This window comes from Desulfoluna sp. HI9BLuna (assembly GCF_056829775.1).
In genome coordinates, this window is the sequence record NZ_CP186555.1 from 4,853,230 (window position 1) to 4,877,405 (window position 24,176).

At 57.9% G+C, this 24,176-nt stretch carries 15 protein-coding genes; 8 read left to right on the forward strand and 7 right to left on the reverse strand.

Going from position 1 to position 24,176, the window contains the following annotated elements; translation table 11 throughout:
- The first annotated feature begins 154 nt into the window (after positions 1–154).
- On the forward strand, positions 155–1,516 hold the full coding sequence (purB, locus tag ACOYW0_RS19800; protein WP_482415506.1) for an adenylosuccinate lyase: 1,362 nt from the start codon (positions 155–157) through the stop codon (positions 1,514–1,516).
- A gap of 74 nt (positions 1,517–1,590) precedes the next feature.
- On the opposite strand, the gene ACOYW0_RS19805 is transcribed toward purB, so the two are convergent.
- Entirely contained in the window at positions 1,591–3,021 is a 1,431-nt protein-coding gene (locus tag ACOYW0_RS19805) for a sigma-54-dependent transcriptional regulator (protein WP_482415507.1), read from the reverse strand.
- Positions 3,022–3,382: 361 nt separating this feature from the next.
- Between ACOYW0_RS19805 and ACOYW0_RS19810 the strand changes: the two genes are divergently transcribed.
- The 5 genes from ACOYW0_RS19810 (at position 3,383) to pepN (ending at position 12,065) form a co-directional block, all read left to right on the forward strand.
- Positions 3,383–4,051, forward strand: a complete 669-nt coding sequence (locus ACOYW0_RS19810) for an NUDIX hydrolase (RefSeq protein WP_482415508.1) — start codon at positions 3,383–3,385, stop codon at positions 4,049–4,051.
- 334 nt (positions 4,052–4,385) lie between these two features.
- Positions 4,386–5,657: a phosphopyruvate hydratase gene (eno, locus tag ACOYW0_RS19815; RefSeq protein ID WP_482415509.1), complete on the forward strand. Its 1,272-nt coding sequence runs from the start codon at positions 4,386–4,388 to the stop codon at positions 5,655–5,657.
- Positions 5,658–5,739: 82 nt separating this feature from the next.
- Positions 5,740–6,609: a hypothetical protein gene (locus ACOYW0_RS19820; protein ID WP_482415510.1), complete on the forward strand. Its 870-nt coding sequence runs from the start codon at positions 5,740–5,742 to the stop codon at positions 6,607–6,609.
- A 375-nt stretch (positions 6,610–6,984) separates the two neighbouring features.
- Positions 6,985–8,625, forward strand: a complete 1,641-nt coding sequence (locus ACOYW0_RS19825; RefSeq protein ID WP_180143667.1) for a CTP synthase — start codon at positions 6,985–6,987, stop codon at positions 8,623–8,625.
- Positions 8,626–9,437: 812 nt separating this feature from the next.
- Entirely contained in the window at positions 9,438–12,065 is a 2,628-nt protein-coding gene (pepN, locus tag ACOYW0_RS19830) for an aminopeptidase N (RefSeq protein ID WP_482415511.1), read from the forward strand.
- A gap of 592 nt (positions 12,066–12,657) precedes the next feature.
- Here the strand turns inward: pepN and ACOYW0_RS19835 are convergent.
- Complete coding sequence (locus ACOYW0_RS19835; RefSeq protein WP_482415512.1) at positions 12,658–15,057, reverse strand: ATP-binding protein; 2,400 nt, start codon at positions 15,055–15,057, stop codon at positions 12,658–12,660.
- Positions 15,058–15,735: 678 nt separating this feature from the next.
- Here ACOYW0_RS19835 and ACOYW0_RS19840 point away from each other — a divergent pair.
- Entirely contained in the window at positions 15,736–16,344 is a 609-nt protein-coding gene (locus ACOYW0_RS19840) for a class I SAM-dependent methyltransferase (protein ID WP_482415513.1), read from the forward strand.
- On the opposite strand, the gene ACOYW0_RS19845 is transcribed toward ACOYW0_RS19840, so the two are convergent.
- From ACOYW0_RS19845 to ACOYW0_RS19860, 4 genes are all read right to left on the reverse strand, one after another.
- Complete coding sequence (locus ACOYW0_RS19845; protein ID WP_482415514.1) at positions 16,296–17,069, reverse strand: hypothetical protein; 774 nt, start codon at positions 17,067–17,069, stop codon at positions 16,296–16,298. The genes ACOYW0_RS19840 and ACOYW0_RS19845 overlap by 49 nt on opposite strands.
- A 266-nt stretch (positions 17,070–17,335) precedes the next feature.
- Complete coding sequence (locus ACOYW0_RS19850; protein WP_482415515.1) at positions 17,336–17,713, reverse strand: pyridoxamine 5'-phosphate oxidase family protein; 378 nt, start codon at positions 17,711–17,713, stop codon at positions 17,336–17,338.
- A 510-nt stretch (positions 17,714–18,223) separates the two neighbouring features.
- Positions 18,224–19,255: a DUF2860 family protein gene (locus ACOYW0_RS19855; protein ID WP_482415516.1), complete on the reverse strand. Its 1,032-nt coding sequence runs from the start codon at positions 19,253–19,255 to the stop codon at positions 18,224–18,226.
- Between the two features lie 106 nt (positions 19,256–19,361).
- Positions 19,362–20,141, reverse strand: a complete 780-nt coding sequence (locus ACOYW0_RS19860; RefSeq protein ID WP_482415517.1) for a hypothetical protein — start codon at positions 20,139–20,141, stop codon at positions 19,362–19,364.
- Between the two features lie 699 nt (positions 20,142–20,840).
- Between ACOYW0_RS19860 and dbpA the strand changes: the two genes are divergently transcribed.
- The gene (gene dbpA, locus ACOYW0_RS19865) at positions 20,841–22,220 is read left to right on the forward strand and encodes an ATP-dependent RNA helicase DbpA (RefSeq protein WP_482415518.1); all 1,380 of its coding nucleotides are present in this window, start codon (positions 20,841–20,843) and stop codon (positions 22,218–22,220) included.
- Between the two features lie 125 nt (positions 22,221–22,345).
- Here the strand turns inward: dbpA and ACOYW0_RS19870 are convergent, their stop codons facing one another.
- Positions 22,346–24,070 (reverse strand): sulfatase-like hydrolase/transferase, encoded by a 1,725-nt coding sequence (locus ACOYW0_RS19870; protein WP_482415519.1) that lies wholly within the window; start codon positions 24,068–24,070, stop codon positions 22,346–22,348.
- Between the last annotated feature and the right edge of the window lie 106 nt (positions 24,071–24,176).

The window sequence follows — 24,176 nt, forward strand, 5'->3', positions numbered from 1 at the left end:
AATCCTTAAAGCTTCAGGCGTAAAACATCAGCCCCGGCAGCAGGCTTGAAAACGATCACCCTGTCATCGCAAAGAGGTTCCATGGCCCGACCCATGGTTGCCATGAACGGATCGAGTATTCCCAAACAACAACACCACAACAGGACAACGCACCATGGATCAAGTGAAGGCATTGACCGTTCTTGACGGCAGGTACAAAAGACTCACCGAATCGCTCCGGGACATCTTCTCGGAGTACGGACTGATTCGTCATCGCGTGCTGGTGGAGGCCAGGTGGCTGGAATTTATCATCGATGACCTGAAATTCGCTTCCCCCGATGGGGAGTGGAAGACAGCGGTTCGCGAGATCACCGACTCCTTTAATGAGGAGGGGGCCCTGCGCGTCAAGGAGATCGAGCGCACCACCAACCATGACGTGAAGGCCGTTGAGTATTACATCAAAGAGAAGCTCGACGAAAAGGGCCTGGCCGATATCCGTGAGTGGACCCATTTTGCCTGCACCTCCGACGACATCAACAACACCGCCTACGCCCTGATGATCGAAAAGGGGCGCGAAGAGGTTCTTTCCGTGATGAAAGACCTCCTTTCCGATGTGGAGACCATGGCCAAAACATGGCGCGACAAGCCCATGATGTCCCGCACCCACGGACAGCCCGCCACCCCCACCACCGTGGGCAAAGAGCTGGTGAACTTTGCCTGGCGCATCCGCCGGGAGATGGACAACCTCGCCTCCGTGGACATCGGAGCCAAGATGAACGGCGCCACGGGTGGTTACAACGCCCACACCGCAGCCTTCCCCGAGGTGGACTGGATCGCTGCAGGGGAGCGCTTCGTCAGGGATTATCTCCACATCAGCCCCTTGTACTACACCACCCAGATCAACCCCAACAGCTACATCGCAGAGGCCCTTCACTCCATGGTGCGGGCCGCCTCCATCATCATCGACTTGGACCGCGACATGTGGGGCTACGTTTCTTTGGGCTACTTCAAGCAGAAGACCGTGGCCGGTGAAGTGGGCTCCTCCACCATGCCCCACAAGGTCAACCCCATCGACTTTGAGAACAGCGAAGGCAACCTGGGGGTCGCCATCTCCATGATGGACCACCTGGCGGTCAAGCTCCTCAATTCCAGATTCCAGAGGGATCTCACCGACAGCACGGTTCTCCGCAACATGGGGGCCCTTTTCGGGTACGTGATCATCGGCATGAAGAACACCATCAAGGGCCTGGGCAAGATGGAGCTTAACGAAGCAGCCCTTCTGGCCGATCTCGACGCCAACCAGGAGCTCCTGGCCGAGCCCATCCAGACCGTCATGCGGGTCTACGGCGAAGAGAACCCTTACGAAAAACTCAAGGCCCTCACCCGGGGCGTACGCATCACCGAGGCCGAGCTGGCAGCCTTCATTGATTCCCTGGAAAAGGTTCCGGCAGAGGCCAAGGACCGCCTGAAGGCCCTGACCCCCGCCCGTTACGTGGGGCTGGCCGCCGAGCAGGTGGACCACTACTTTGCCGGATAGGCCGCCGCCTTCGGTGCACAGATGATTTGGTAAAACATGAAAACCCCCGTATCCCTTTGGATGCGGGGGTTTTTTTATTGTTTTTTCAGGTGAGGTGTCAGGTCAAAGCGTTTGAGCAGGGCGTAGAGGTGGGAACGCGACAGGCCCGAGATGTCGAGCATGCGGCGAACATCTCCTTCGGCGTAGCGGACCAGCTCGTTGAGGTAGCGTTGCTCCAGGCGTGTTTTTGCTTCTTTCATGGAGGGTTCCTCCTCGGCGAAGAAGTGGCTGAGCCCGGCGTCGGGGGCTTTTTCGTCCGGGGCATTGGATTCCCTGGCCACGGCAAGTCGGGCCAGCTCGATGCGGATCTCCTGGGGCAGGTCCATGATGCGGATGGTGGGGCACTCGCCGGCGGCAAAAAAGGCGTGTTCGATGACGTTGAAGAGCTCCCGGATGTTGCCCGGCCAGGGGCAGCGCATGAGCGGGTCGAAGAAACCGGGCTCGAACTGTTTTTCTCCGACAGCGTAGCGCGCGGCGAGGCCGGCCGCGTGGTGAGCCGCCAGGGGCATGAGGTCCTCTTTACGCCTGCGCAAAGGGGGCAGGTCCAGGGTAAAGGCACGCAGCCGAAAGAGAAGGTCCCGCCGGAATCGTCCCTCCTCCACCATGCGGGAGAGGTCCCGGTTGGTGGCGGCGATGAGGCGGAAATCGCTCTCCTCCTCGGTTGCGCTCCCCACGGGCCGAAACCGTTTCTCCTGGAGCACCCGAAGAAAGCTCTTTTGCAGGGCCAGGGGCATCTCCCCGATCTCATCAAGGAAAAGGGTGCCTTTGTGGGCGGCCTTGACCAGGCCGGTGCGGTCCTGGTCCGCGCTGGTAAAGGCGCCCTTGCTGTGGCCGAAGAGGGTGCTCTCCACCAGGGTCTCGGTAAGGGCCGCGCAGTCCACGGTGACAAACCGGTTGCCCTTTCTCGGGCTGTTGTCGTGGATGGTGCGGGCAAAGAGTTCCTTGCCCGTACCGGTCTCCCCGGTGATGAGTACCCCGGAGTGGCATCCGGCGGCACGGGCCACCATGTCGAAACATCGGCGGATGGGAGCGCTCTGCCCGATGACGGCGCCCAGGCTGAGCTGGGGCCTTTGATAGTCGCGGATGGTCTTGCGGTGGGTCAGGGCCCGGGTGATGGCCAGGCGGGTGGCCTTCACGGACGAGGGCTTTACCAGGTAGTCCAGGGCCCCTTTTTTAATGGCCTGCCCGGCGGAGTCCGGGTCCCCTTTGCCGGTGACCATGATAAGCTCGGGGCGTGATGCGCTCTGCCGGAATCCTTCGATGTGGTCGATGCCCAGGCCGTCGGGAAGAAACAGGTCCAGAAGAACGATATCCACGGACTCTGTGCCCAGGCAGGCATGGGCGTCGGCCAGACTCCCTGCCTCAATGGCTCGGTGCCCCATGCGGGTGATGAGGCTTTGCATGCTTTCGAAAAAGAGGTGGTCGTCGTCCACCACGAGAATCAGGGCTTGCTCTTGAACGTCCATATGTCTCCTGCCGGCGGTCATGTCCCGTAAATCCGCAAAAAAGTTGCCGACGGTGACGGCGCGTGAGGGGGCCCTTTGCGCTGAGGGCGCAAAACGGCCGTGCATGACACCGGAAAGCCTTGGCAGTCAAGGAGTGGGCGGTCTTTTTTACTGGATTGGTCTGATAAAAAATACACAGTGTTGCCTCAGATGGCAATGGGAAAAAAGGGAGGGGATGAGGAACGGGGAAGCATTTGCCGCCATGTGGCCCGAGGGTTTTGTGTTGACAGACCAAAGGCCGAGGACGTAGGCAACAAAAGACAAATGAGACATGATACAATGCTTTTATGATATCTTACGAGGCATGGAGATGAAAAAGAGTATGGATGACGTCGAGCAATTGAAACAGGCCTTTTCCGGTCGCCCCGGGGTGTTGGGGTGGGACCGGTTCATTCATTCGTCGGTTCTGGCCCCGGTGGTGAAGGTGGACGGGGAGCTTCACCTTCTCTTCCAGACGCGCACCAAGGGAATCCGCCAGGGCGGAGAGATCTCTTTTCCCGGGGGGGGATTCGATCCGGGCAAGGACGCGGACCTCAAGGCCACGGCCCTTCGGGAGTGCACCGAGGAGATGGGCATTCCCCCGGAAAAGGTGACGGTCATCGGAGAGCTGGACACCCTCATCACCTCGGTGGGGGTGACGGTCTCCTGCTTCGTGGGGGTGCTGGAGGACGGGGTCCTTGAGACCATGAACGTCAATGAAGACGAGGTGGCGGACTGGTTTACCCTGCCTCTCTCTTTTTTCAGGGGGACAGAGCCCCTGGTTCACCACGTGCGCCTCATGGTGGAACCCCACTACGACCACCCCAAAAAAGGGCGGGTGACCCTGCTTCCCTCCGAGGCCCTGGGTTTGCCCAAGCGCTACCATAAACCCTGGGGCGGCCTGACACGGGAGGTCTACCTCTGGGATACCCCCCACGGGACCCTGTGGGGCATCACCGCGGAGCTGGTCCTTGAGCTTCTCCGTGCCATGGCACAGGACGCGGCGACTTGACAGAGCGTAAGGGGAGTTGTAGGTTACTTTTGGTCCCATAAGGCCTCTTTTGAGCCCACGCGGAGCCATCATGAATACGTCCCGCCGGGAGATTATTACCCGCACGCAAAGATGCACTTGTAACAACGTCGGTCCCTTGTACGCCGGTACGGGTGGGGTGCGATCCTGCCCGGTTTGCTGCGTTGGGGACCATGGACTTGCCTTGCTGTAGATGTTCCTGAGGCTCGTGCAAACGTTGGATTTATTTTAATACATCGGCCGGCCCGTCACCGGGTGTGCCCGAGGTTTCTCAGCCCCTTCCAGGCGAAGGATGGGGCCATTTCTGGAGGAGAAGATGACCGCTATAGTTGATGTGAAGGCACGAGAGATTCTGGATTCACGTGGCAACCCCACCGTGGAAGTGGATGTAACCCTGGCTTGCGGCGCCACGGGGCGTGCGGCCGTTCCGTCCGGTGCGTCCACCGGCACCCGTGAAGCCCTGGAACTGAGGGACGGGGACAAGGGCCGGTACCTCGGCAAAGGGGTTACCCAGGCCGTTGCCAACATCATGGAGAAGATCGCCCCCGAGGTGATGGGCATGGACGCCGCCGACCAGGCCGGACTTGACCACCACATGATCGAGATCGACGGCACCGATAACAAGTCGGCCCTGGGCGCCAACGCCATGCTCGGCGTCTCCATGGCTGCAGCCCGCGCTGCGGCTAACGCCTTCAGCCTGCCCCTGTACAAGTACCTGGGCGGGGTCAATGCCCGCAACATGCCCGTTCCCATGATGAACATCATCAACGGCGGTTCCCACGCCACCAACAACCTCGACATCCAGGAGTTCATGATCATCCCCGTGAGCGCCCCCACCGTTGCCGAGGCCGTTCGCATGGGCGCCGAGACCTTCCACAACCTGAAAAAACTCCTCAAGGACAAGGGTCTTACCACCGGTGTGGGCGACGAAGGGGGCTTTGCCCCGGACCTTGGTTCCAACGAAGAGGCCATTCAGCTCATCATGAAGGCCATTGAGATGGCAGGCTACGTGCCCGGTGACGACATCGCCCTGGCCCTGGACGCCGCCGCCAGCGAGTTCTTCGAAGACGGCAAGTACCAGCTCCAGAGCGAAGGCCGAAGCCTCACCGCCGATGAGATGATCGATTACTACGCCTCCCTCATCGAGAACTACCCCGTGGTCTCCATCGAGGACGGCCTGGCCGAGGGCGACTGGGAAGGCTGGATCCGCATGACCGAGCTCCTTGGAGACCGCGTTCAGCTTGTGGGCGACGACGTCTTCGTCACCAACCCCGCCATCCTGGAGAAGGGCATCATTGATTCCGCCGCCAACTCCATCCTCATCAAGCTGAACCAGATCGGCACCGTCTCCGAGACCCTGGACGCCATTGAAATGGCTGCCCAGGCCGGGTTCACCACGGTGATCTCCCACCGTTCCGGTGAGACCGCCGATACCTTCATCGCCGACCTTGCCGTGGCCGTCAACGCCGGGCAGATCAAGACCGGCTCCATCTCCCGAAGCGACCGCGTCGCCAAGTACAACCAGCTGATCCGCATCGAGGAGGAGCTGGGGGCTGCAGCCCGCTACAACGGACGTATCTTCGGGTAGGAAACCGCCTGATCTTAAGCGACATACCGAGCCCTGCGGACCTGTGATAAGGGCGCAGGGCTTTTTTTACAAAGGTGCCGTGATGACCCAAGTAACACGCAGGCGAGTCCTCTCTCTCTTCCTTCTTCTTTTCCTGGCCTTTGCCGGTTCGGCCGAGGCCTACCTTCTCTCTTCTTCACAGATCACCCGCCAGATGGTGAAAAAGCTGGGCAGGCCGGTGACGGCGACCCTGCAGCAGAAAGAACTCTTTTTCAGGCGAGCCCAGAGCGAAACCCCCGATGAGGAAAACCTGGTCTTTCATGAGGTGGTGACCCTCTCCAAGCCCGACCGCTTTCACTCCGTGGTGACCGCAGGGGAGAAGAGGGTGGAGCAGTACTCCACCTTTGACACCTGGTTCCGCGTGGTGGACGGCGGGCTGGATCCCAAAGGGGTGGAGCGGGCCGCGGATCGCTACCGGGACCCCTTGCAGTTTCGCCGTGATTCCCTCATGGCAGCGCGCCTCACCGAGGCCGGTGTGGACCTTTCCGTCACCTCCCTGAACCGCCACGCCGGGCGCATCGCCTGGGTGATGGGGGCCAAGTCCACAGACACCTCTGTCCGGCCCCAGTTCTGGGTGGACAAGGAGAGTTTTCTGCCCATGCGCTGGATCCTTTTTGACAAAAAGAGCGCCCAGCAGGTGGAGATCTGGTACCACGGATGGTTCAAGCAGGGAAAATCCATGTACCCTGCGCGTATTGAGTTCTATGCCGACGGCAGGTTATTTCGGGAAATTCACATCGAAAAGGTGACGGCGGCAAAACCCCTGGACGCCAAGCTCTTTGACCCGGCACGCTACGCAGAGAAAAAAGACGCTCCGTCCCAGGAGGCGCCCGCCGCCCCGGAGGCCTCGGAGAAACAGCGCCGGATGGAGGAGCTGGAGCGGATCCTCTCCAACGATCCCCTGGCATTTTAGGGGACGTGATGCGTCGGCGAGGTGACAGAAAGGGCAGGGGGGTTGGTTTAAACTGAAGTTTGGTGCAGTTTTTGGAGTTACCCTGAAAATCATACGGGAAATCACGGGCTTGGGCTTTCAGGCCTTGCGTTCCGACAGGTGATTGGATACTATCCGGTGCAACAAAACAAACCGGGTGGTATCCATGGCGGACCCTTTTTCCGTTGTGATAAAAGATAAGCAGGTGATGGTGATCCGCCGGTGGCTTATCTTTTTTTTTGATGCATCCGGTCATGCGGTACACACGATGTTCCGGGCCTGTCGGTCAGGCAGGCCGGGTTTCTGTTCGTATAATCCATATCCAACGCATCTCGTGCGATTTTTAGAGGTAACTTCATGGGGCATAACACCAAGTATATTTTTGTGACCGGCGGGGTTGTTTCATCACTGGGCAAGGGGCTCGCCTCCGCAGTGATCGGAGCACTTCTCGAAGCACGTGGCCTGAAGGTCACGATCCAGAAACTGGACCCGTACATCAACGTTGACCCGGGTACCATGAGCCCCTTTCAGCACGGTGAGGTGTTCGTCACCGACGACGGCGCCGAGACCGACCTCGACCTCGGCCACTACGAGCGCTTCACCACGGCCCGCATGGGCCGGAACAACAACTTCACCACCGGTAAGATCTACAACTCCGTCATCACCAAGGAGCGCCGCGGGGAGTACCTGGGCGGCACCGTGCAGGTGATCCCCCACATCACCGATGAGATCAAGCGCAGCATCCTTATGGTGGGGGACGACGTGGACGTGGCCCTCATTGAGATCGGCGGTACCATCGGCGATATCGAGAGCCTTCCCTTCCTGGAGGCCATCCGCCAGTTGCGGGCCGACCTCGGCAAAGAGAACGTCCTGTACGTTCACCTCACCCTGGTGCCCTACATCGCCGCCGCAGGCGAGCTCAAGACCAAGCCCACCCAGCAGAACGTCAAGGAGCTCAGGAGTATCGGTATCCAGCCCAACATCCTCATCTGCCGCTCCGACCGCGAGATCCCCAAAGAGCTCAAGAAGAAGATCTCCCTGTTCTGCAACGTGGACGACGACGCGGTCATCACCGCCCGGGACGTGGACTGCATCTATGAGCTGCCCCAGGTCTACCACGAAGAGGGGCTGGACGAGAAGATTATCAAATACCTCCAGATCTGGACCCGGGCCCCCCGCCTGGAGAACTGGGAGGAGTTCGCCCACCGCTTCAAAAACCCCAAAAAACGCGTCACCATCGCCATCGTGGGCAAGTACGTGGACCTCACCGAGTCGTATAAGAGCCTCAACGAGGCCCTCTACCATGCCGGGGTTCCCAACAACTGCGGTGTGGATCTCGATTTCGTCGACTCCGAGACCGTGGATGACGCCAACGCCGCAAGCCTCCTCGCCCATGCCGACGGCATCCTCATTCCCGGCGGGTTCGGGTCCCGGGGCACCGAGGGCAAGGTGGCGGCCGCGCGTTACGCCCGAGAGAACAAGGTGCCGTACTTCGGTATCTGCCTCGGCATGCAGATCGCCGTCATTGAATACGCCCGTCACGTGGCCGGTATGGATGATGCCAACAGCGCCGAGTTCGACGCCAAGACCGGCCATCCCGTCATCTATCTGATGACCGAGTGGATCAACGAGCGCACCGGCGAGATGGAGAAAAGGGACGTGAACTCCGAAAAGGGCGGTACCCTGCGCCTGGGCGCCTACCCCTGCACCCTTGCGGAAGGCACCCACGCCCGGGACGCCTACGGCACCGAGGCCATCTCCGAGCGCCATCGCCACCGCTACGAGTTCAACAACGAATTCAAAAAGGCCCTCACCGACAAGGGACTCATCCTCTCCGGGACCTCACCCAACGGCGAGCTTGTGGAGATTGTGGAAGTCCCCGACCACCCCTGGTTTGTGGGCTGCCAGTTCCACCCCGAGTTCAAGTCCCGCCCCATGGAACCCCACCCTCTCTTCGTGGAGTTCATCCGGGCGTCTCTGAAGAACGCCAAAAAGTAGAAAGGCTGGGAAATCCAGCCTCCGGCGGCCAGGGGCTTTTTAGCCTAAGTGGCTTCGCCACCCCTGGACCCCAGGATTGCGAATGCTCTCGGCCTTCGTTCCTCAGGCCGATCGCATTCGCTGACGGGCTGCGCCCGTGGAAGGCCCGATGAGGTCTTTTTGCGATGTCGTTTAGCACTGATCCGGATATGCTCTCGTCCCCAGGCTCTGCCTGGGGACGTTTTGAGGAAATTTTCCTCCACTCCTGACCCTCCCCCTACCTGAGAAAATCACCCCACGACATATCGTTCTATGCAGGCAAGGCTGAGCCATTGATGGCAGCAATCTTCTCGAAAATGGATGGCAAGGGTGCTTTGGCGCGAAACCGGATTCATACGCAAGGAGTTTGTTCAAATAGAGTAGCGTGCGCTTGCGTACGGTGCTTGTCGACCCCCTGCGACCTGTCGATACGCGCCAACCCCAGCGTTGATACAGGACGTGCTTCCAGAAAAATGAAATGGGCCTCTCCGGAAAAAACGGTTGCCGCATATCACACCCCGCGCGAATGCCCCGAAAACGTGTGCATGATGTCTGCCGTCATGCATTCGCCATAGCCCGGATATTTCACGAAATGATGTTTTCTTTTTGACTGGTTGTTTTCTCATGAAATATCCGGGATAGGGTTCCCAGGTGCCCCCACCTGGCCACCGGAGGCATGCGTTGGTTTTTTTCTCTGAACCTTGAATTTTTAACCGACTCTCCTTATCTTTGGATCATTGAAGGCTGAAAGGCCCATCTGTTGATGATTCATTGCCCATCGAAAGGGAACCCCCATGACCGAACCTGTCGAAACCCACCTCAAGGACTACAAGCGCCCTGATTTTAATGTGGAGACCGTTGAGCTCCATGTAGATATATTCGAGACCGAAACCTTTGTGACCGCCAGCCTGGGCGTCAAGAAAAGCTCCGAGGCAGCCGACGGCGCCTCTTTTCTTCTGGACGGCAGGGAGCTTGAGTTGCTCTCCATCGAGCTGGATGGCCGTACTCTTACCGACGGCGAGTACACCCTTGAAGGAGAGGTCCTCACCCTGCAGGCGCCCCCCGATGTTTTTTGCCTTACAACAAAGGTGAAGATTCATCCCGAGACCAACACCTCCCTTGAGGGGCTTTACCTTGCCGACGGAACCTTCCTGACCCAGTGCGAGGCAGAGGGCTTTCGCCGCATCACCTTTTTCCCGGACCGCCCGGACGTGATGAGCAGCTACCGCTGCACGGTGTCGGCCGATAAGGAAAAATACCCGGTGCTCCTGGCCAACGGGAACCTGGTGGACGAAGGGGAGCTTACCGGCGGCCGTCATTTTGCCACCTGGGAGGATCCACACAAAAAGCCGAGCTACCTGTTTGCCATGGTTGCAGGGGATCTGGCCTGTCGGGAAGATACTTTTACTACGGCCTCGGGGCGAGAGGTGGCCCTGAAGTTCTATGTGGACCATCAGGACGCCGACAAGTGCGGACACGCCATAGAGTCCCTGAAAAAGTCCATGGCCTGGGACGAACAGACCTTTGGCCTGGAGTACGACCTGGATATTTATATGGTGGTGGCCACCCACAGCTTTAACGCCGGGGCCATGGAGAACAAGGGGCTTAACGTCTTTAACTCCAAGTACGTGCTGGCAAAGCCCGAGACGGCAACGGACACGGATTTCCAGGGCATCGAAGGGGTCATCGGCCACGAGTACTTCCACAACTGGACAGGCAACCGGGTGACCCTGTGCAACTGGTTCCAGCTCTCCCTCAAAGAGGGGCTCACTGTCTTCCGTGACCAGGAGTTCTCCTCGGACATGGGCTCCCGGGCGGTGAAGCGCATCGCAGACGTCCGGGGCTTACGGGCCTCCCAGTTCCCTGAAGACGCAGGGCCCATGGCCCATCCCATCCGGCCCGAGTCTTACATCGAGATGAACAACTTCTACACGGCCACGGTGTACAACAAAGGGGCCGAGGTGATCCGCATGATCCATACCTTTCTTGGCCCCGAGGGCTTTCGCAAGGGCATGGATCTTTACGTGGCCCGCCACGACGGCAGCGCCGTGGCCTGCGAGGATTTCATCGCGGCCATGGAGGACGCCTCCGGGGTTGACCTTACCCGGTTCCGTCTCTGGTACAGCCAGGCTGGTACCCCCACGGTGACTGTCACCCGCGCCTTTGACGCGGAGACCTCTCGCTACACCCTCACCTTTACCCAGAAAGTGCCCGACACCCCGGGTCAGGCCAACAAGAAGGCCATGCAGATCCCTGTGAGGATGGGGCTTCTGGGGAGTGAAGGGGCACCCATACCCCTCACCCTTGAGGGGGAAGCCTCTCCCGGGCCCCTGGAGCGCGTTCTGAGCCTCTCCTCGGAGTTGGAATCCTTCACTTTTACCGGGGTGGAGAAAGAGCCTGTTCCTTCCCTGTTCAGGGGCTTTTCCGCCCCCGTCAATCAGGTGACGGACTTAACCGAGGCCGAGTTGATCTTTCTCATGGCCCACGATCAGGACTCCTTCAACAGGTGGGACGCTGCCCAGCAGCTCTATGCCAACACCATCCTGGGTATGGTGGCAGAACTCAAAAAAGGAGAGCCTCTGGCCCTGAGCACCGACCTGGTGGCAGCGGTTCAAAAGACCCTCACGCATCCGACTCTGGACAAGGCCCTCATCGCCCAGGCCCTGACCCTGCCGTCGGAAACCGAGCTGGGGGACCGCATGGCCGAGATCGATGTGGACGGGATCCACGCGGCCCGCGAGTTCGTGGCAGACACCCTGGCCGTGGCCCTCAAGGAGAGCTGGCGGTCCGTGTACGAGGCGAGCAAAGAGGACGGCCCCTATCGCCCGGACACCCAGTCCATGGCCAAGCGCCGCCTCAAGGGCCTTTGCCTTTCTTATCTTTCCAGAGTTGAGTCCCCGGCCTTTGTCATGGACGCCTTTGCTTCGGCTGCCAACATGACCGACGAGCTGGCAGCCCTTACGGTTCTGGCCGGTCTGGATGCCCCGGAGAGCGATGAGGCCATGGGCCGGTTCTACGGTGCGTGGAAAGGGGACACCCTGGTTCTGGATAAGTGGTTCACCGCCCAGTCCCTCTCCAACCGCCCCGGGACCCTGGAACGGGTTGCCACCCTCATGGAGCATCCCGACTTCGACATCAAAAATCCCAACAAGGTGCGGGCCCTCATCGGCGCTTTCTGCCAGGCCAACCCCTGGCATTTCCACCGGCTGGACGGCAAAGGATACGACCTGCTGGCCGATGCGGTCATTGCCCTCAATACCATCAACCCCAGCATCGCCGCTCGCATGGCCTCCGGCTTCAACCGCTGGAAACGCTACGATGAAAAACGCCAGGGCCTCATGAAGGCCAGGCTGGAGCGCATCAAGGGCACCGAAAACCTTGCCAACGGTGTCTTTGAGATTGTTTCCAAGGCTCTGGCTTAGCCCTTGGAATCCAGGTTCGCACATGCTCCGCCCCTTCGTTTCTCAGGAGCGTAACATGTGATGATGGGCTGCGGCCATTCATGACGATGGTGGTGTAACGCTTCACGTTCGTCCCAACGGGTTTGACTCGATAATCAGGATATTTTGTAGACGAAAGGCCGTTGCGGTTTGCAACGGCCTTTCGTGTATGGCAGGCTGGTGTAGCTTTGTTGACATGGTGACCCTTCCGGCGAGGAGGCCCTTGATCCCTCTTGGCATGCCCCGAAAATTAATGCTGTCCAAGTCTTTGGAGGCGTCACGCTTCATTAGACCGGACATTTCATGGCATGTTATGTGAGGTCCTGTAGGGTGTGCTTGCGCACCATTTGGTCGGAAAAATAGTGTCTTTTGTTGCTTTAATACTTTGTGATTATCACCCGTACATAGAGTTTATGATTGTTACGGTTCTTCGACGGTGCGCAAGCGCACCCTACCTCACATTCCCTATACCGCTGGCAATGTGCCAAACCCACATAAAGATGTAATCATTGAAGAAATACCAATTCTTTATCATAGGGTTGGCTTCGCGGGGACTGTGCATGTGGCATCCGTATCACGGCCCAGCTGCGCCCTGATTTTTTCCAGTAACGTGCCGGTGTCCATGGGTTTCTGGAGGTAATCGGTGTTGCCGAGATCCGTCAGGAAGTCGTCCGGGGGGGGGGTACCCCGAGAAGAGGAGGGCCGGGAGTCCCGGGCGGATGGCGGTTATTTCACGGATCAGTTCCATGCCGGTCATCCCGGGCATGGTGACGTCGGTAAGGACCAGGTCGAAGGTGTCCGGTGCCTCCTTGAAGCAGGCCAGGGCACGGGCACCGTCGGTGAAGGTGCGTGTTGCGTAGCCGTGCAGGCAGAGAAGGTCCGAGAGGCTGTCCGTGATTTTCTTTTCATCATCCACCACAAGGATGGTCTCGTTGGCGCCACCTGGCAGTCCTTGGTCGGGGGAGGAGAGGGCCGGGTCACCTTTCTGGGGCAGGCGGGGGAGGTAGATTTTGAAGGTGGTGCCGTCCCCGGGCTGGCTTTGCACGCTGATGTGACCGTGATGCTCTTTGACGATGGCGTGGACCACGGAGAGCCCAAGGCCCGTTCCCTTTCCCTTTTCTTTGGTGGTGAAGTACGGGTCAAAGATATGCGCAAGGTGTCCCTGGTCGATGCCGCAGCCCGTATCGGAGACCTCAAGGAGGATGTATTCCCCCGGGGCATAGGGCGCGTCGGATATCGGGGCGTCGATACAGACATCCGTCAGGGAAACGCGAAGGGTGCCCCCGGTGGTTTCCATGGCATGGTAGGCGTTGGTGCACAGGTTCATGATGACCTGGTGGATCTGGGTGGGGTCTGCGTGAATGAGGCTTTTTGATTGGATGACGCTCTCGATGCCGATGGAGGAGGGCAGGGACGGCCTCAGGAGTTTCACGGTTTCCTTGATGATCAACAGGGGCTGGAGGGATTGCTTTTCCGGCTCGGTTTTCCTGCTGAAGGTAAGGATCTGGGAGACTAGCTCTTTAGCCCTTAAGCCCCCTTGGGTGATCTGTTCCAGGGCCTCTTTGACCTTTTTTGGGGTGTTGAGGTGAAGCTGGGCCAGTTCGGTGTAGCCGAAGATCACCGTCAGGATGTTGTTGAAGTCGTGGGCGATGCCTCCGGCCAGGGTGCCGATGGCCTCCATTTTCTGGGCCTGGTAGAGGCTGGTCTCCAGCTGGCGACGCTGGCTGATGTCGATGCCGATGCTCAGGATCTCCTGAAAGCGGCCCAGGTCGTCGGTAATGGCCCGGTTGCTCCACTGGATATAGACCGTGCGCCCGTCCTTGCAGGTGTTTTCATTTTCAATGAGGGCATGGGTCTCCAGCAGGTCGAAGGTCTCATTGTCGAGGTTGTTGATGTGCAAGGCCCGGGCCGCTTCCGGGGTGAGGATGGTGCCCAGGACGTTGCGTCCGTAGAGCTCTTCCCGAGTGTACCCGAAGAGCTCCAGGCCAAAGCGGTTGAGGAACAGGACACGGCCGTACTTGTCCATTCTGAGGATGATGCTGTTGGCGCTCTCCACCAGGTCCTTGTACAGTTTTTTCTGGTATTCCAGTTCCCGGGTGCGGTTCGTGACGGTGAGCTTCAGGGCCCTGTTCAGGTAGAACAGCATGGCCGATATCATGGCAATGGCCACCACCGCCATAAATGGCCAGCGGGGGACCACGGTTTTTTCATAGGCTGTCAGCCCTGTCCAGTTGGTAATGCTCTTGTCGTAAAGGGAGTCCGGCTTTCTCTTCCATTGAATGAGATAACGATCAATGGTGGCCAGGATGTCACCGTGGAGACCTTTTTTGGTGGCAAAGTTGATGGTGAAGGGGGAGAACTGGATGGCGCTGGCTATAAGGGAGGGGGTGTCTGATCGATGGAGCCCGTATAGCTTGCTGGCCACCCCTGCGTCAACCTCTCCTGAAGTGACCGCGGCAAACACTTCGTCGGGTGAGGTGTATTCCGTGATGGTGCATTTTATGCCGAGCCCTTCTACGGTTTTTCGGAAGTTGATGCCGCTGATGTCCCGGGCGGTGACGGCCACGTGTCGGTCGCCTAAGTCTGAGATGGTGTCGATGGGGCTCCCGGCTTTCAGGAAAACCTGCCCCCACTCTTCAAAGACCGGCTCCAGGTTGAAATCCATGGTGCGGGCACGTTCGGGGGAATGGGCGATGGTGCAGACCAGGTCGACCTCCTCGTGTTCAAGCCTGTCCAGCCCCTGCTCCCAGGTGCCGTAAACATAGGCGACGGTCCAGTGCTCCGATTTGGCGATGTGGTTGATGAGGTCGGGGTAGAGGCCCCGTGGGGTTCCCGATGCATCGACAAAGCAGAACGGAGGGGTGTCGCTTATGCCTATGCGCAAGGTGGTGGGAAGGTCTGAACCGTATCCAGTGGAGGAGGAGAAAAAAAGAAGGGTAGCAAAAAGGTACGCGGTACAAACAACGTATTTCATATTCTGGCTTTATACTGTTCAGTGACCGGCTGTCGAAAGGCCGGTGTGTTGTTTATTTTGCGTTGGGGGGCACACAGCGGTTCCGGTTTCATGTGACTTCATGAACAAAAACCGTTCCCCGACGGATGTTGTCGGTTGTCTATTTTCAGCAAACTATAGCTTGGCCGGTGGGGATGTCAAGGCCACAGAGGCAGGGGTGGTAAATTAAGCAGGGGAGATGAGGGAAGGGCAGGGGCTTGGGGAGAAATGGCCCACCGATCCTCTCTGCAGGAGTTGCTGATGTCCGGCATGTGACAGGATGTAAAGTGAAACTTAATATTACTATTTGTGAAAAGTTTAGATTAATTGCTGGTTCGTTTGACATGGTGTGGTTGAGCCTCGGAGGAACCAATGGTCGATGCTATGTCGCGTCGGGGATGTGTGCTTTTGGGTTTTGGGTAACTGTTTGGTGTCGCGGAGGATCCGGTGGGTGCCCATTGACGTGACGTGTCCGGGATACGCCCCGGATTCCGAAGATCACATGACGGGGCTATTCATTGGCTAAATACTTCCAATGGGTGTAGGGTAGATATAAGCGCAGTAACGGGCGATCAAGATCAGCGTGCTGCGTATTACCCATAAAGCAGGAATCTTATGACTTCGGTACGTGTTCGTTATCAAACCATGGAATTCGATGGTATGGATATTCATATACGAACGTTACGCGATAGACAGCAATATGAAGATGTCGGCGGGGTTGCAGAAAAACTGGGCATATCATCCGCCACCTGGCCACTGTTCGGTGTGATCTGGGCGTCCAGCGAAGTTCTGGCTCATTTCATGGTGGATTTTGAGATCGAAGGAAAGCGCATTCTTGAGGTGGGCTGCGGCATTGCCTTGACGAGCCTGGTGTTGAACCATCGCCATGCGGACATCACCGCCACGGACTACCATCCTGAGGTGTCTGATTTCCTTCTGGAAAACGTGAGGATCAACAACGGGCGGAAGATTCCCTTTGTCCGCACGGGGTGGGGGGACAACGATACGAGGCTGGGGACATTTGACCTCATCACCGGGAGCGATCTTCTGTACGAACGAGACCATGCCGACCTGTTGTCCCGTTTTATCGATCAGCATGCCAACCCTCACTGTGAAGTGATTATCGTGGACCCTGGACGAGGAGAACAGGCCCGGTTCAGCAAGAAAATGGCCCTCCTGGGGTATTCCCACAGCCAGAGCAAGCCCGTCAACCCAGAGTCCTACCTGAAGAGCCCCTTTCGGGGGAAAATCCTACGATACAAGCGGTAGCCGATCCTTGGGGCCGGGGCATCAGTCCCTGGCCCTTGCGGCGTAATTGGAGGTGTCTCCCAGTGCTGCTGGCCGGTGGACCTGTTGCTGATCATGAGCAGCAGTGAATAGGCCAGGAAAACGGAGAGAACCTGGCAAAGGACGGTCAGGACGCTGTCCATGAGGGGCTGGTGGAAATAGCTGGCGATGGGATCCCCTGTGATGGCGAAGACAACGCGGGCAAAAAAGACGGCTGCAAAGAGCGCAAAGGTCACCCCGGCGGGGACGCCATGGCTTTTCAACGCCCTGTCTGGGCAGGAAAAGACAATCCAGGCACTGTAGGAGACCACGGGGAGCAGCATGCCCGAGAAGAGAACGATACGTACCCTGATGTCAGGGTGGATGAGGGCAAAGAAGGCGTAAAGCGCCGTGAAAAGAAGAATGTACAGGGCATAGGGCATGGCGCGGAGCCGGATCCTGAAAAATCGAGCCATGCCGAAGAGCATGAAGATGGTGCCGGAAAACATCAGGACGTTTGCCGCGACAATGGAGATGGCGTGGGGAAGGGTGTTCCGAAGGCAGGCCAGGGTCATTCCCGTGGATTTCAACACAAAATCAGCGAAAAAGAAGCCGACTCCCCAGCGGTGCGTTCGGCTCCGGTACCAGACGACTCCCAGTACCATGCTGTAAATGTGGTTGACGAGGATGTAGGTGAAGATGGACGTCTTCATGTCAAAGGGCATCATGGCAATCATCCGGTTTGGCCGACTGTCCCGGGGGTGGTCAACCGAACGCATGGCGGTTCCGGTGATATGGGGCTCCCGTGACGTGAGCGGCGTTTATGTTAGCGGATACCATTCATACGTTGTTGCGATGGCGTATGCAACCTTGTTGCGTGGCGGCAGATCATGAAAATAAGGGGGCAGGAGGCGGTAAAGGGAGGCCGGCACAAAGAAAAACCCAGCGGCATTGGGGCGCCGTTGGGTTTTTATTGGTGGGCGGGGTAGGGCTTTTACAGAAGCTGCTCAGCCCCTGCGAAGACCGCCTCGACCTTGAGGGCCGTGGCTGCATGGCCCGGGTGTTTTTCCGGGTTCCAGGTCTTCATATCGTCAAAGATAGCACCTTCGGTGTGGTACTCAATGGAGCCCTTAACCTGGTAGGCCTTTCCATCTTTCGTGATGAAGAGCAGGGAACCGTTGCTGCCGGACTGGATGTTTTTCAACGTTTTGGAAAAGTAGTTGTTGGCCACCACCAGAGTCTCTTCATCGTATTTGGAGACGCAGGTAGCGTAGATGGCGTTGGGAGTCCCGGCTTCATCCACGGTTGTTAAAATGACGGGGCCCTGGTGGTCGTCCCAGGCTTTGCTGGCTTTTTCAGGTAAAGCAGGCATGTTATGTCCTTATTGCTGTAGGCGGTTTGATTGTTTCATCGGGATATCAGCGGTCCGAGGGGACGTAAAACAACCCGGTAAGGCGTTTCAGGTGAGCATATCCGATGGGTCCCGAAGCAGGCCGAAGGGGGCATGATTCGGGTTGACAATTAATTCTACAGGAACAAAGCATAGTTTTTTTGTGAAAGCAATAGCCCGGTTATTTTACGAGCCGGGCTCTCCCATGGTCAAGGCACCGGAATTTTCGGTGTCTTGATTTGCCTCAACGCTCTGATAAGGCAGAGATACCGTTACCGTAATGGTGTTTTATGGCTTGGGCTTGATCGATTTTCGCGACATTTCAGGGGCAGGGAATGGGCAGGCCTGCCGAAGAAGGGGGCGAGGGTTGCTGGCTGAACAGGGGTATTGGATGCTCCCTGGGGGGAGGGCGCACCGGCCGCTCTGTTTCGGCCGGTGCGTCAGGCTATGCAGCGATGGTACGGTTTGTTACGGCGTTTTCCGTAAGAGGGGTTAAAATCTGTAAAGGACGGACACCGTTCCCATGGTGATGGTTGTGTCGTAAAAGTCGATGTCGGAGTCGCTGTCGTAGTATGCGAGGGTGCCCACAAGGCTCATCTTGGGAACCCCGAGGAATTTTTTCCAGAAGGCGGAAATGGTTGCACCGGCGACATCGTCTTCCCGGGTTTTGTCGTAGATGGGGTTCTCTTCATCAAACTCGGAGCGGCCAACATAGAGGTTGGTGATGAGGTTTACTTTTTCGGTGTTGAAAAGATAGGAGAGCAGCAGGCCGTACCGGTCAAAGGCCATGGCGTCGCCATCAAGGTCGTAGATGGTGTAATCCAGGGTGGGGACAAGGATGTGGCGTTTTTCTTTGATCACGAAGGGGTAGGTAAGCTTGGTCACATAAACGTCCCCGTTTCGGTCCAGGAGCTTGGCTTGTTCGGCGGTGATGTCGCTTCCGACAAGCTGGGTCTGCCCGCTTTTTTCATCGTCCAGGCTCACGTCTCGCCAGGTGAATTCCGCCTCGAATTTGGTCCCCAGAATCTTGTCATACCCCAGGCGAAGGCCGTCGGAGGTTCGATCGGTCTCTTCCCGTTTCTGGTTGATCACGTAGGGGTCCTCCCACACCTCGGTGGGAAAGGATGTGAAAACATAAGCAATGCTGACAATGCTCTTGCCCTTGAGTTCCTGGCGGATACCGACCAGGGTGGACAGGTCGTACCGGACCAGGTCTTCGAGCCTGTTACCCGCAAAGATCTGGGTGCGTGACTCGGCGAAGGTATACGATGCTTCAAAGTTCAGCACCGGGGTGGCGCTGGATTCCGAGTCCGGGCTGTCTTCCAATGAGGTGATGACATCGTCACCGGTATCGCCGATGGCGTTGCCGGCGATCATGTTGGTTTCGAATTCCATGGCGCCGATGCCGACGTTAACGAATCCGGAAAAGCCGGTTTCTTCCGGGATGGGCTGAATGGCGTGGGCCGGCATGATGAAGGCTGCCAGGGAAAAGACCAGTGTGATCAGGAACCATGAACGTTTCATTTTTTCACCTTTTTTCCTTGGTTGTTGAGAGGGCCTGCATGAATCATGAGCACCTGAGAAAGAGGGGCGGGTGGGCCCCTCTTCGGTTTATGACTAAGTGGACGCCTTACCAGTGGAACAGCACGTTGGCTCCCCAGGTAAATTCATCCACATCATAACGGTACCAGTCGGTGTTTTCCCTGCCTCCGTTTTCATAATCAACGGCTGTGAACTCTCCATATACCTCGGTGGACCAGTGGGCGTGAAAGCGCCAGGTGACGCCGGTGGAGGCAAACCAGGTCCCTTCCGAGCCCCCGAATCCCACATTGAACTTGTTACTCCAGAGCCATTTTTCTGCAAACGGAACATCTGCCGATGCGCCGATCAGAAGGTCCAACCAAGACTCGTCCGCTTCTGTCCGCTCGGTGTCGTTACCTTGGGAAAGGTCCACCGAAAGTTCCTGGCGGTCGTAGCGAAGGCCCCCATGGAGCCCAAGGTCAACCCATCGACTTTCGTAGACGTTGCGCCCCACGGTCAGTTCCACGGAGATGGTGTCGAAGCCCATGTTGGAACGGATGGTGACGCCGTCGGACAGCAACTCCGGGGCATTGTCTTCAAGGTCGAGCAGGTCAAGGGAGAAATCCACCATCCATGTGCCGTCGCTGAGGGCGAGGTCGATGCCGAAGGAGGTGTCTGTCACATCATCGAAATCACTTGGGGAGAGGTCCACATCCACAAGGACGGGACCGAACCCCTGGGTTCCCAGCCCGAGGTCCCCGCTTCTCTGGGGCCGGGAAAAGCCTGTGCCGATGGAGCCGCTCCACCGGGCGGAAGCCGGTGACAAAGGGCCCGAGCAAAGGATCCCTGCAAAAATAAGTACCAGAATGCATGGTCGGTATGCTGTCATTTTGATGATGCGGTTCACGTGATCAAGGCCACAGAGATGGCGTTGTTTTTTCCATAGGTCGTTGGCCGTCATGGCCAAAAAGGTGTTCCCGGCCCATGGATTCGGTCCATGGCGGGGTGGCTTATGCAGATGCTTCGCACCGGAGGGCGTTTTCTGGATGCCCTTGCAAGGTTGCTGTAGATTGTTCCTGCGCGTTACAGGGCCGTCGTGGTGGCTAAGGGTTGCAGATTCGCGAATTGACGGTCCCTTTATATCGGGGCGCCCCGTGGGGGCTGTAGATTCTGGATGGATCACTGGCGGATGTGTGGTTGCCAGCTGCGCTTATAATTGTATGGAAGGGTGTTGGGTGAAAAAGGCTTGTATATGTTGGATTTAAAGGATTATTTCATGTTTCGGATGGAAAGTCAATTGACCTGCCGAAGGTTGTTGTTTCGTCAAGGTCGGCTCTCTGCCCTTTTTGGCGAGGCCTTCTCCACATGGGGACGCGGTTAGTAACCTGCGGCTTGATCGATAAGGGAGATTCGTCCGTGTTTCGGGTGAATACCCCGCCGTTGGCGTTGTAAAAAAAAACGGTCCCTTTTTGTGTGGGATGGCTTTTTGTTTAAATCTGTGATTTACCTGCAAGGCTTTTAACCGGTGGCATCCCCGGGGTGATGAATTCCAGGGGGCCTTTGGATTATTTTTAGACAGGGATTTCCCATGAGCACATTTACGGCCTTGCCGTTGACCGAATCGATGATCAAGAACCTGGGGACCATGGGGTATGACGAGATGACCCCCATCCAGGCCGCGAGCCTGCCCCACGTGTTGAAGGGCAGGGACCTTCTGGCCCGGGCCAAGACAGGGAGCGGCAAGACGGCTGCCTTTGGCATCGGGCTGCTCCATAACCTTGATGTGGCACGTTTCAGGGTGCAGGCCCTGGTGATGTGCCCCACCCGGGAGCTGGCCGAGCAGGTGGCAGGCGAGCTGCGACGCATCGCCCGCTTCAGGCACAACATCAAGATCGTTAGTATCTGCGGTGGCGTTCCCTTCCGGCCCCAGCAGGTCTCCCTGGAGCACCAGGCCCATATCGTTGTGGGGACCCCGGGACGCATCGAGCAGCACCTGCTTCGGGGGACCCTTTCCCTGAAGCATCTCACCACCCTTGTTCTGGACGAGGCGGACCGGATGCTTGATGTGGGCTTTGAAGAGAGTATCAACGCCATCATGGATTATGTGCCGGGAAGGCGTCAGACCCTTCTTTTTTCGGCAACCTTTCCGGAGTCCATCCTGGGGCTGAGTCGCAGATTCCAGACCGAGGCAGAGCACGTGTCCGTGGATGTTGCCCATGAAGAAAATGCTATCTGCCAGCGTTTCTATGAAACAAGCTGGGACGCCAAACCCGAGGCCGTGGCCGGGATTTTGACGGCCTACAATCCGGTGTCGTGCCTTGTTTTCTGCAACACCAAGCTGCATTGCAAGGCCCTTGCCTCCTCCTTGCAAAAGAAGGGGTTTTCAGCCCTTTCCATTCACGGGGACATGGACCAGAAGGAGCGCACCGAGGTGCTGGTGCGCTTTTCCAACGGAAGCTGCCCCATTCTGGTGGCAACGGACGTGGCGGCAAGGGGCCTGGACATCAAAGGACTCGATGCGGTGATCAACCACGACCTCCCCTTTGAGACCGAGGTGTATGTCCATCGCATCGGCCGCACGGGGCGGGCCGGGGAGGAAGGGCAGGCCTTTTCCTTGCTGACCCCCAAGGAGAGGTTTCGCCTGAAGGAGATCAACGCCATGCAGAAAACCGGTTTCGAGCCGTTGGATGCCGCAGCCCTTCCAGCTATCGACGGCGAGGCTCCGGCCTCTCCCATGGTGACCCTGTCCATCAACGGCGGGCGAAAGAGCAAGCTCCGGCCCGGGGACATTTTAGGGGCCCTGACCAAGGATGTGGGCATCCCGGGAAAGGCCGTGGGCAAGATCGACTGCTTTGATTTTTATTCGTATGTGGCCATCCGTCGCAGCGAGGCCCACAAGGCCGAAAAAGGCCTTGCCGGGAAAAAGATCAAGGGGCGTCAGTATATCATTTACCGGCACGGGCAGTAGGGGCACGGTGAAGAGCCCTTTTGGGCAAACCCCTCATGCAAAAGCCTCCGGCACAAGAGCCGGAGGCTTTTTTTGTTTATGGGATACCCCATGTATCGGTTTTTGTTTTTGGGCAAGGCGCCCGGTTAATTACCGGCCCCCCAGCTTCGGTCGAGGTTATCCCACTCGGGGACCTGCATGATGGCTTCACGCGGGTCAAAGGGAAGCTTTTTGGGATCTAAGCGGGGTTTGGACGCTTCAACAGACTCGGGCCGTGCATTTTCGATGTTTTTGAAGGGGAAGTCGCGATTTTGCCTCTTGTCCGGGTACGCTGATTTCATCATGAGGTGGCGGGTCTTCATGATGTTGAACATGCTTTTGGTGGGGAACAATGGAAGCATCATGGGGGAGACTTCCCGGGGGTCGTTGTAGAGATCGTAGAATTCGGGCCCGCTGAGGCCGGGTACGGCGTTGCGCCAGTCCCGCTTGTAGCGGCCCTTGACCGTGGCGGCGAGTTCGTTACCGGTGTAGATAAAGACGTAATCCCGCCTGCTGTGGGAGTCGCCGTTTAAAAAGAGCGCGGTCTGGTCCACCCCGTCGATGATGCGGTCCGTGGGGATGTACTTCGTGGCCCCCCCGAGACGGGCAAAGGTGGTGAACAGGTCGGTCTCGTGGATGATATCCCCCACAATCTGGCCCGGCTCGATAACACCTGGCCATCGGGCATGGGCGGTGACGCGTACCCCCCCTTCAAGGAAGTCTCCCTTGCCCCCGCGATAGAGGGTCTCCACCATGCCTGGGGGACCGTTGTGCGTCATGGGGCCATTGTCGGCCATAATAATGACTAAGGTATTCTCTTCGATACCTAAGGTTTTTAGCTCTTCCATGAGTTCACCGATATAGATATCAAGGCGTGCCAGCGCTTCCTGTAAAAAACCTGCTGAGACAGTAACTTTTTCAGGGAATCCGGTGAAGGGCGTTATTTGTGGCCAGTACGCTGCGTAGAAGGGTTTTTTTGCCTCTACATTTTTTTTCATGAACACGCTGAGCCGTTTCTGGGATTCACCGTCCATGGCGATGTAGTCTTTCAGGTTGGGGGGAGTTCCCCACTCCTTCACCGGTCCGTCTTTCACCCCTTCAAGGGCCCAGATGTAGCCCTTTACTTTCCACCCCTTGTCGATGTCGTAAGGGTCGTCCGGGATAATCCCGTCATTAAGTGTGCCCGGTCGGATGGCACCGGCCCGCTCCGAGTCCGGGGTGTATATGCTGGGGACCTGGTTGTAGGGGGCCCATAGTGCTTCGTCAAAGCCCTGCTTGTTCAGGTAGCTCGATTCAACATCCCCTAAGTGGGACTTGCCGTAGAAGGCCGTGGCGTACCCGGCCTGGCCCAGCACCTCTGCCATGGTCACCTCATCAGCAGCCAGCCCGCCGTATTCGTAAGGGAACCCCACATTGTACATGCCGTTTCGCACGGCGTGCCGACCGGTCATTACCGCGGCCCTGCTCGGTGTGCAGGAGGGCTCGGTGTACATCCTGGCAAAGTAGATCCCCTCGGCCGAGAATTTGTTCATGTTCGGTGTTTCCCAGCCGCGGGTTTTCTGGATCTGAGGAACTCCGACTTCTCCAACGCCGGTGTCGTCCCACATGATGTGGATGATGTTGGGCGGGGTGCCGTGTTTCTCCTTTAACTCGGCCAGTTTCTTGTCCAGCTCTTCGTCTTCGGTGGCCCATTTTTCACCGTGCTGCGCTTCCAGGACGTAGTATTCGGCGTCGTGGATGATCGCTTTGGATTTGGCCTTGGCCGGGCCGCAACAAAACAACACGGAAAGGCTCAAGGCAACAACCACGTTCAACAACTTGTGCCTGCTCATGGTCCATCCTCCTGTGCTTCGGATGATCGTTTATGTCTGTGGCGACGGTCTTATTCTGAAAGCATCACGCGGGCAGCGCATGCTGAAGAAAGTGGGGTGCCGGAGG

Excerpts from the sequence above, each read along its gene's own strand:
- ACOYW0_RS19805 (WP_482415507.1), bottom strand. The coding sequence starts at position 3,021 with ATGGACGTTCAAGAGCAAGCCCTGATTCTCGTGGTGGACGACGACCAC.
- ACOYW0_RS19840 (WP_482415513.1), top strand. The coding sequence starts at position 15,736 with ATGGATATTCATATACGAACGTTACGCGATAGACAGCAATATGAAGAT.
- ACOYW0_RS19810 (WP_482415508.1), top strand. The coding sequence starts at position 3,383 with ATGGATGACGTCGAGCAATTGAAACAGGCCTTTTCCGGTCGCCCCGGG.
- dbpA (WP_482415518.1), top strand. The coding sequence starts at position 20,841 with ATGAGCACATTTACGGCCTTGCCGTTGACCGAATCGATGATCAAGAAC.
- ACOYW0_RS19825 (WP_180143667.1), top strand. The coding sequence starts at position 6,985 with ATGGGGCATAACACCAAGTATATTTTTGTGACCGGCGGGGTTGTTTCA.
- ACOYW0_RS19835 (WP_482415512.1), bottom strand. The coding sequence starts at position 15,057 with ATGAAATACGTTGTTTGTACCGCGTACCTTTTTGCTACCCTTCTTTTT.
- pepN (WP_482415511.1), top strand. The coding sequence starts at position 9,438 with ATGACCGAACCTGTCGAAACCCACCTCAAGGACTACAAGCGCCCTGAT.
- ACOYW0_RS19845 (WP_482415514.1), bottom strand. The coding sequence starts at position 17,069 with ATGATGCCCTTTGACATGAAGACGTCCATCTTCACCTACATCCTCGTC.
- ACOYW0_RS19855 (WP_482415516.1), bottom strand. The coding sequence starts at position 19,255 with ATGAAACGTTCATGGTTCCTGATCACACTGGTCTTTTCCCTGGCAGCC.
- ACOYW0_RS19820 (WP_482415510.1), top strand. The coding sequence starts at position 5,740 with ATGACCCAAGTAACACGCAGGCGAGTCCTCTCTCTCTTCCTTCTTCTT.
- eno (WP_482415509.1), top strand. The coding sequence starts at position 4,386 with ATGACCGCTATAGTTGATGTGAAGGCACGAGAGATTCTGGATTCACGT.
- purB (WP_482415506.1), top strand. The coding sequence starts at position 155 with ATGGATCAAGTGAAGGCATTGACCGTTCTTGACGGCAGGTACAAAAGA.
- ACOYW0_RS19860 (WP_482415517.1), bottom strand. The coding sequence starts at position 20,141 with ATGACAGCATACCGACCATGCATTCTGGTACTTATTTTTGCAGGGATC.
- ACOYW0_RS19870 (WP_482415519.1), bottom strand. The coding sequence starts at position 24,070 with ATGAGCAGGCACAAGTTGTTGAACGTGGTTGTTGCCTTGAGCCTTTCC.
- ACOYW0_RS19850 (WP_482415515.1), bottom strand. The coding sequence starts at position 17,713 with ATGCCTGCTTTACCTGAAAAAGCCAGCAAAGCCTGGGACGACCACCAG.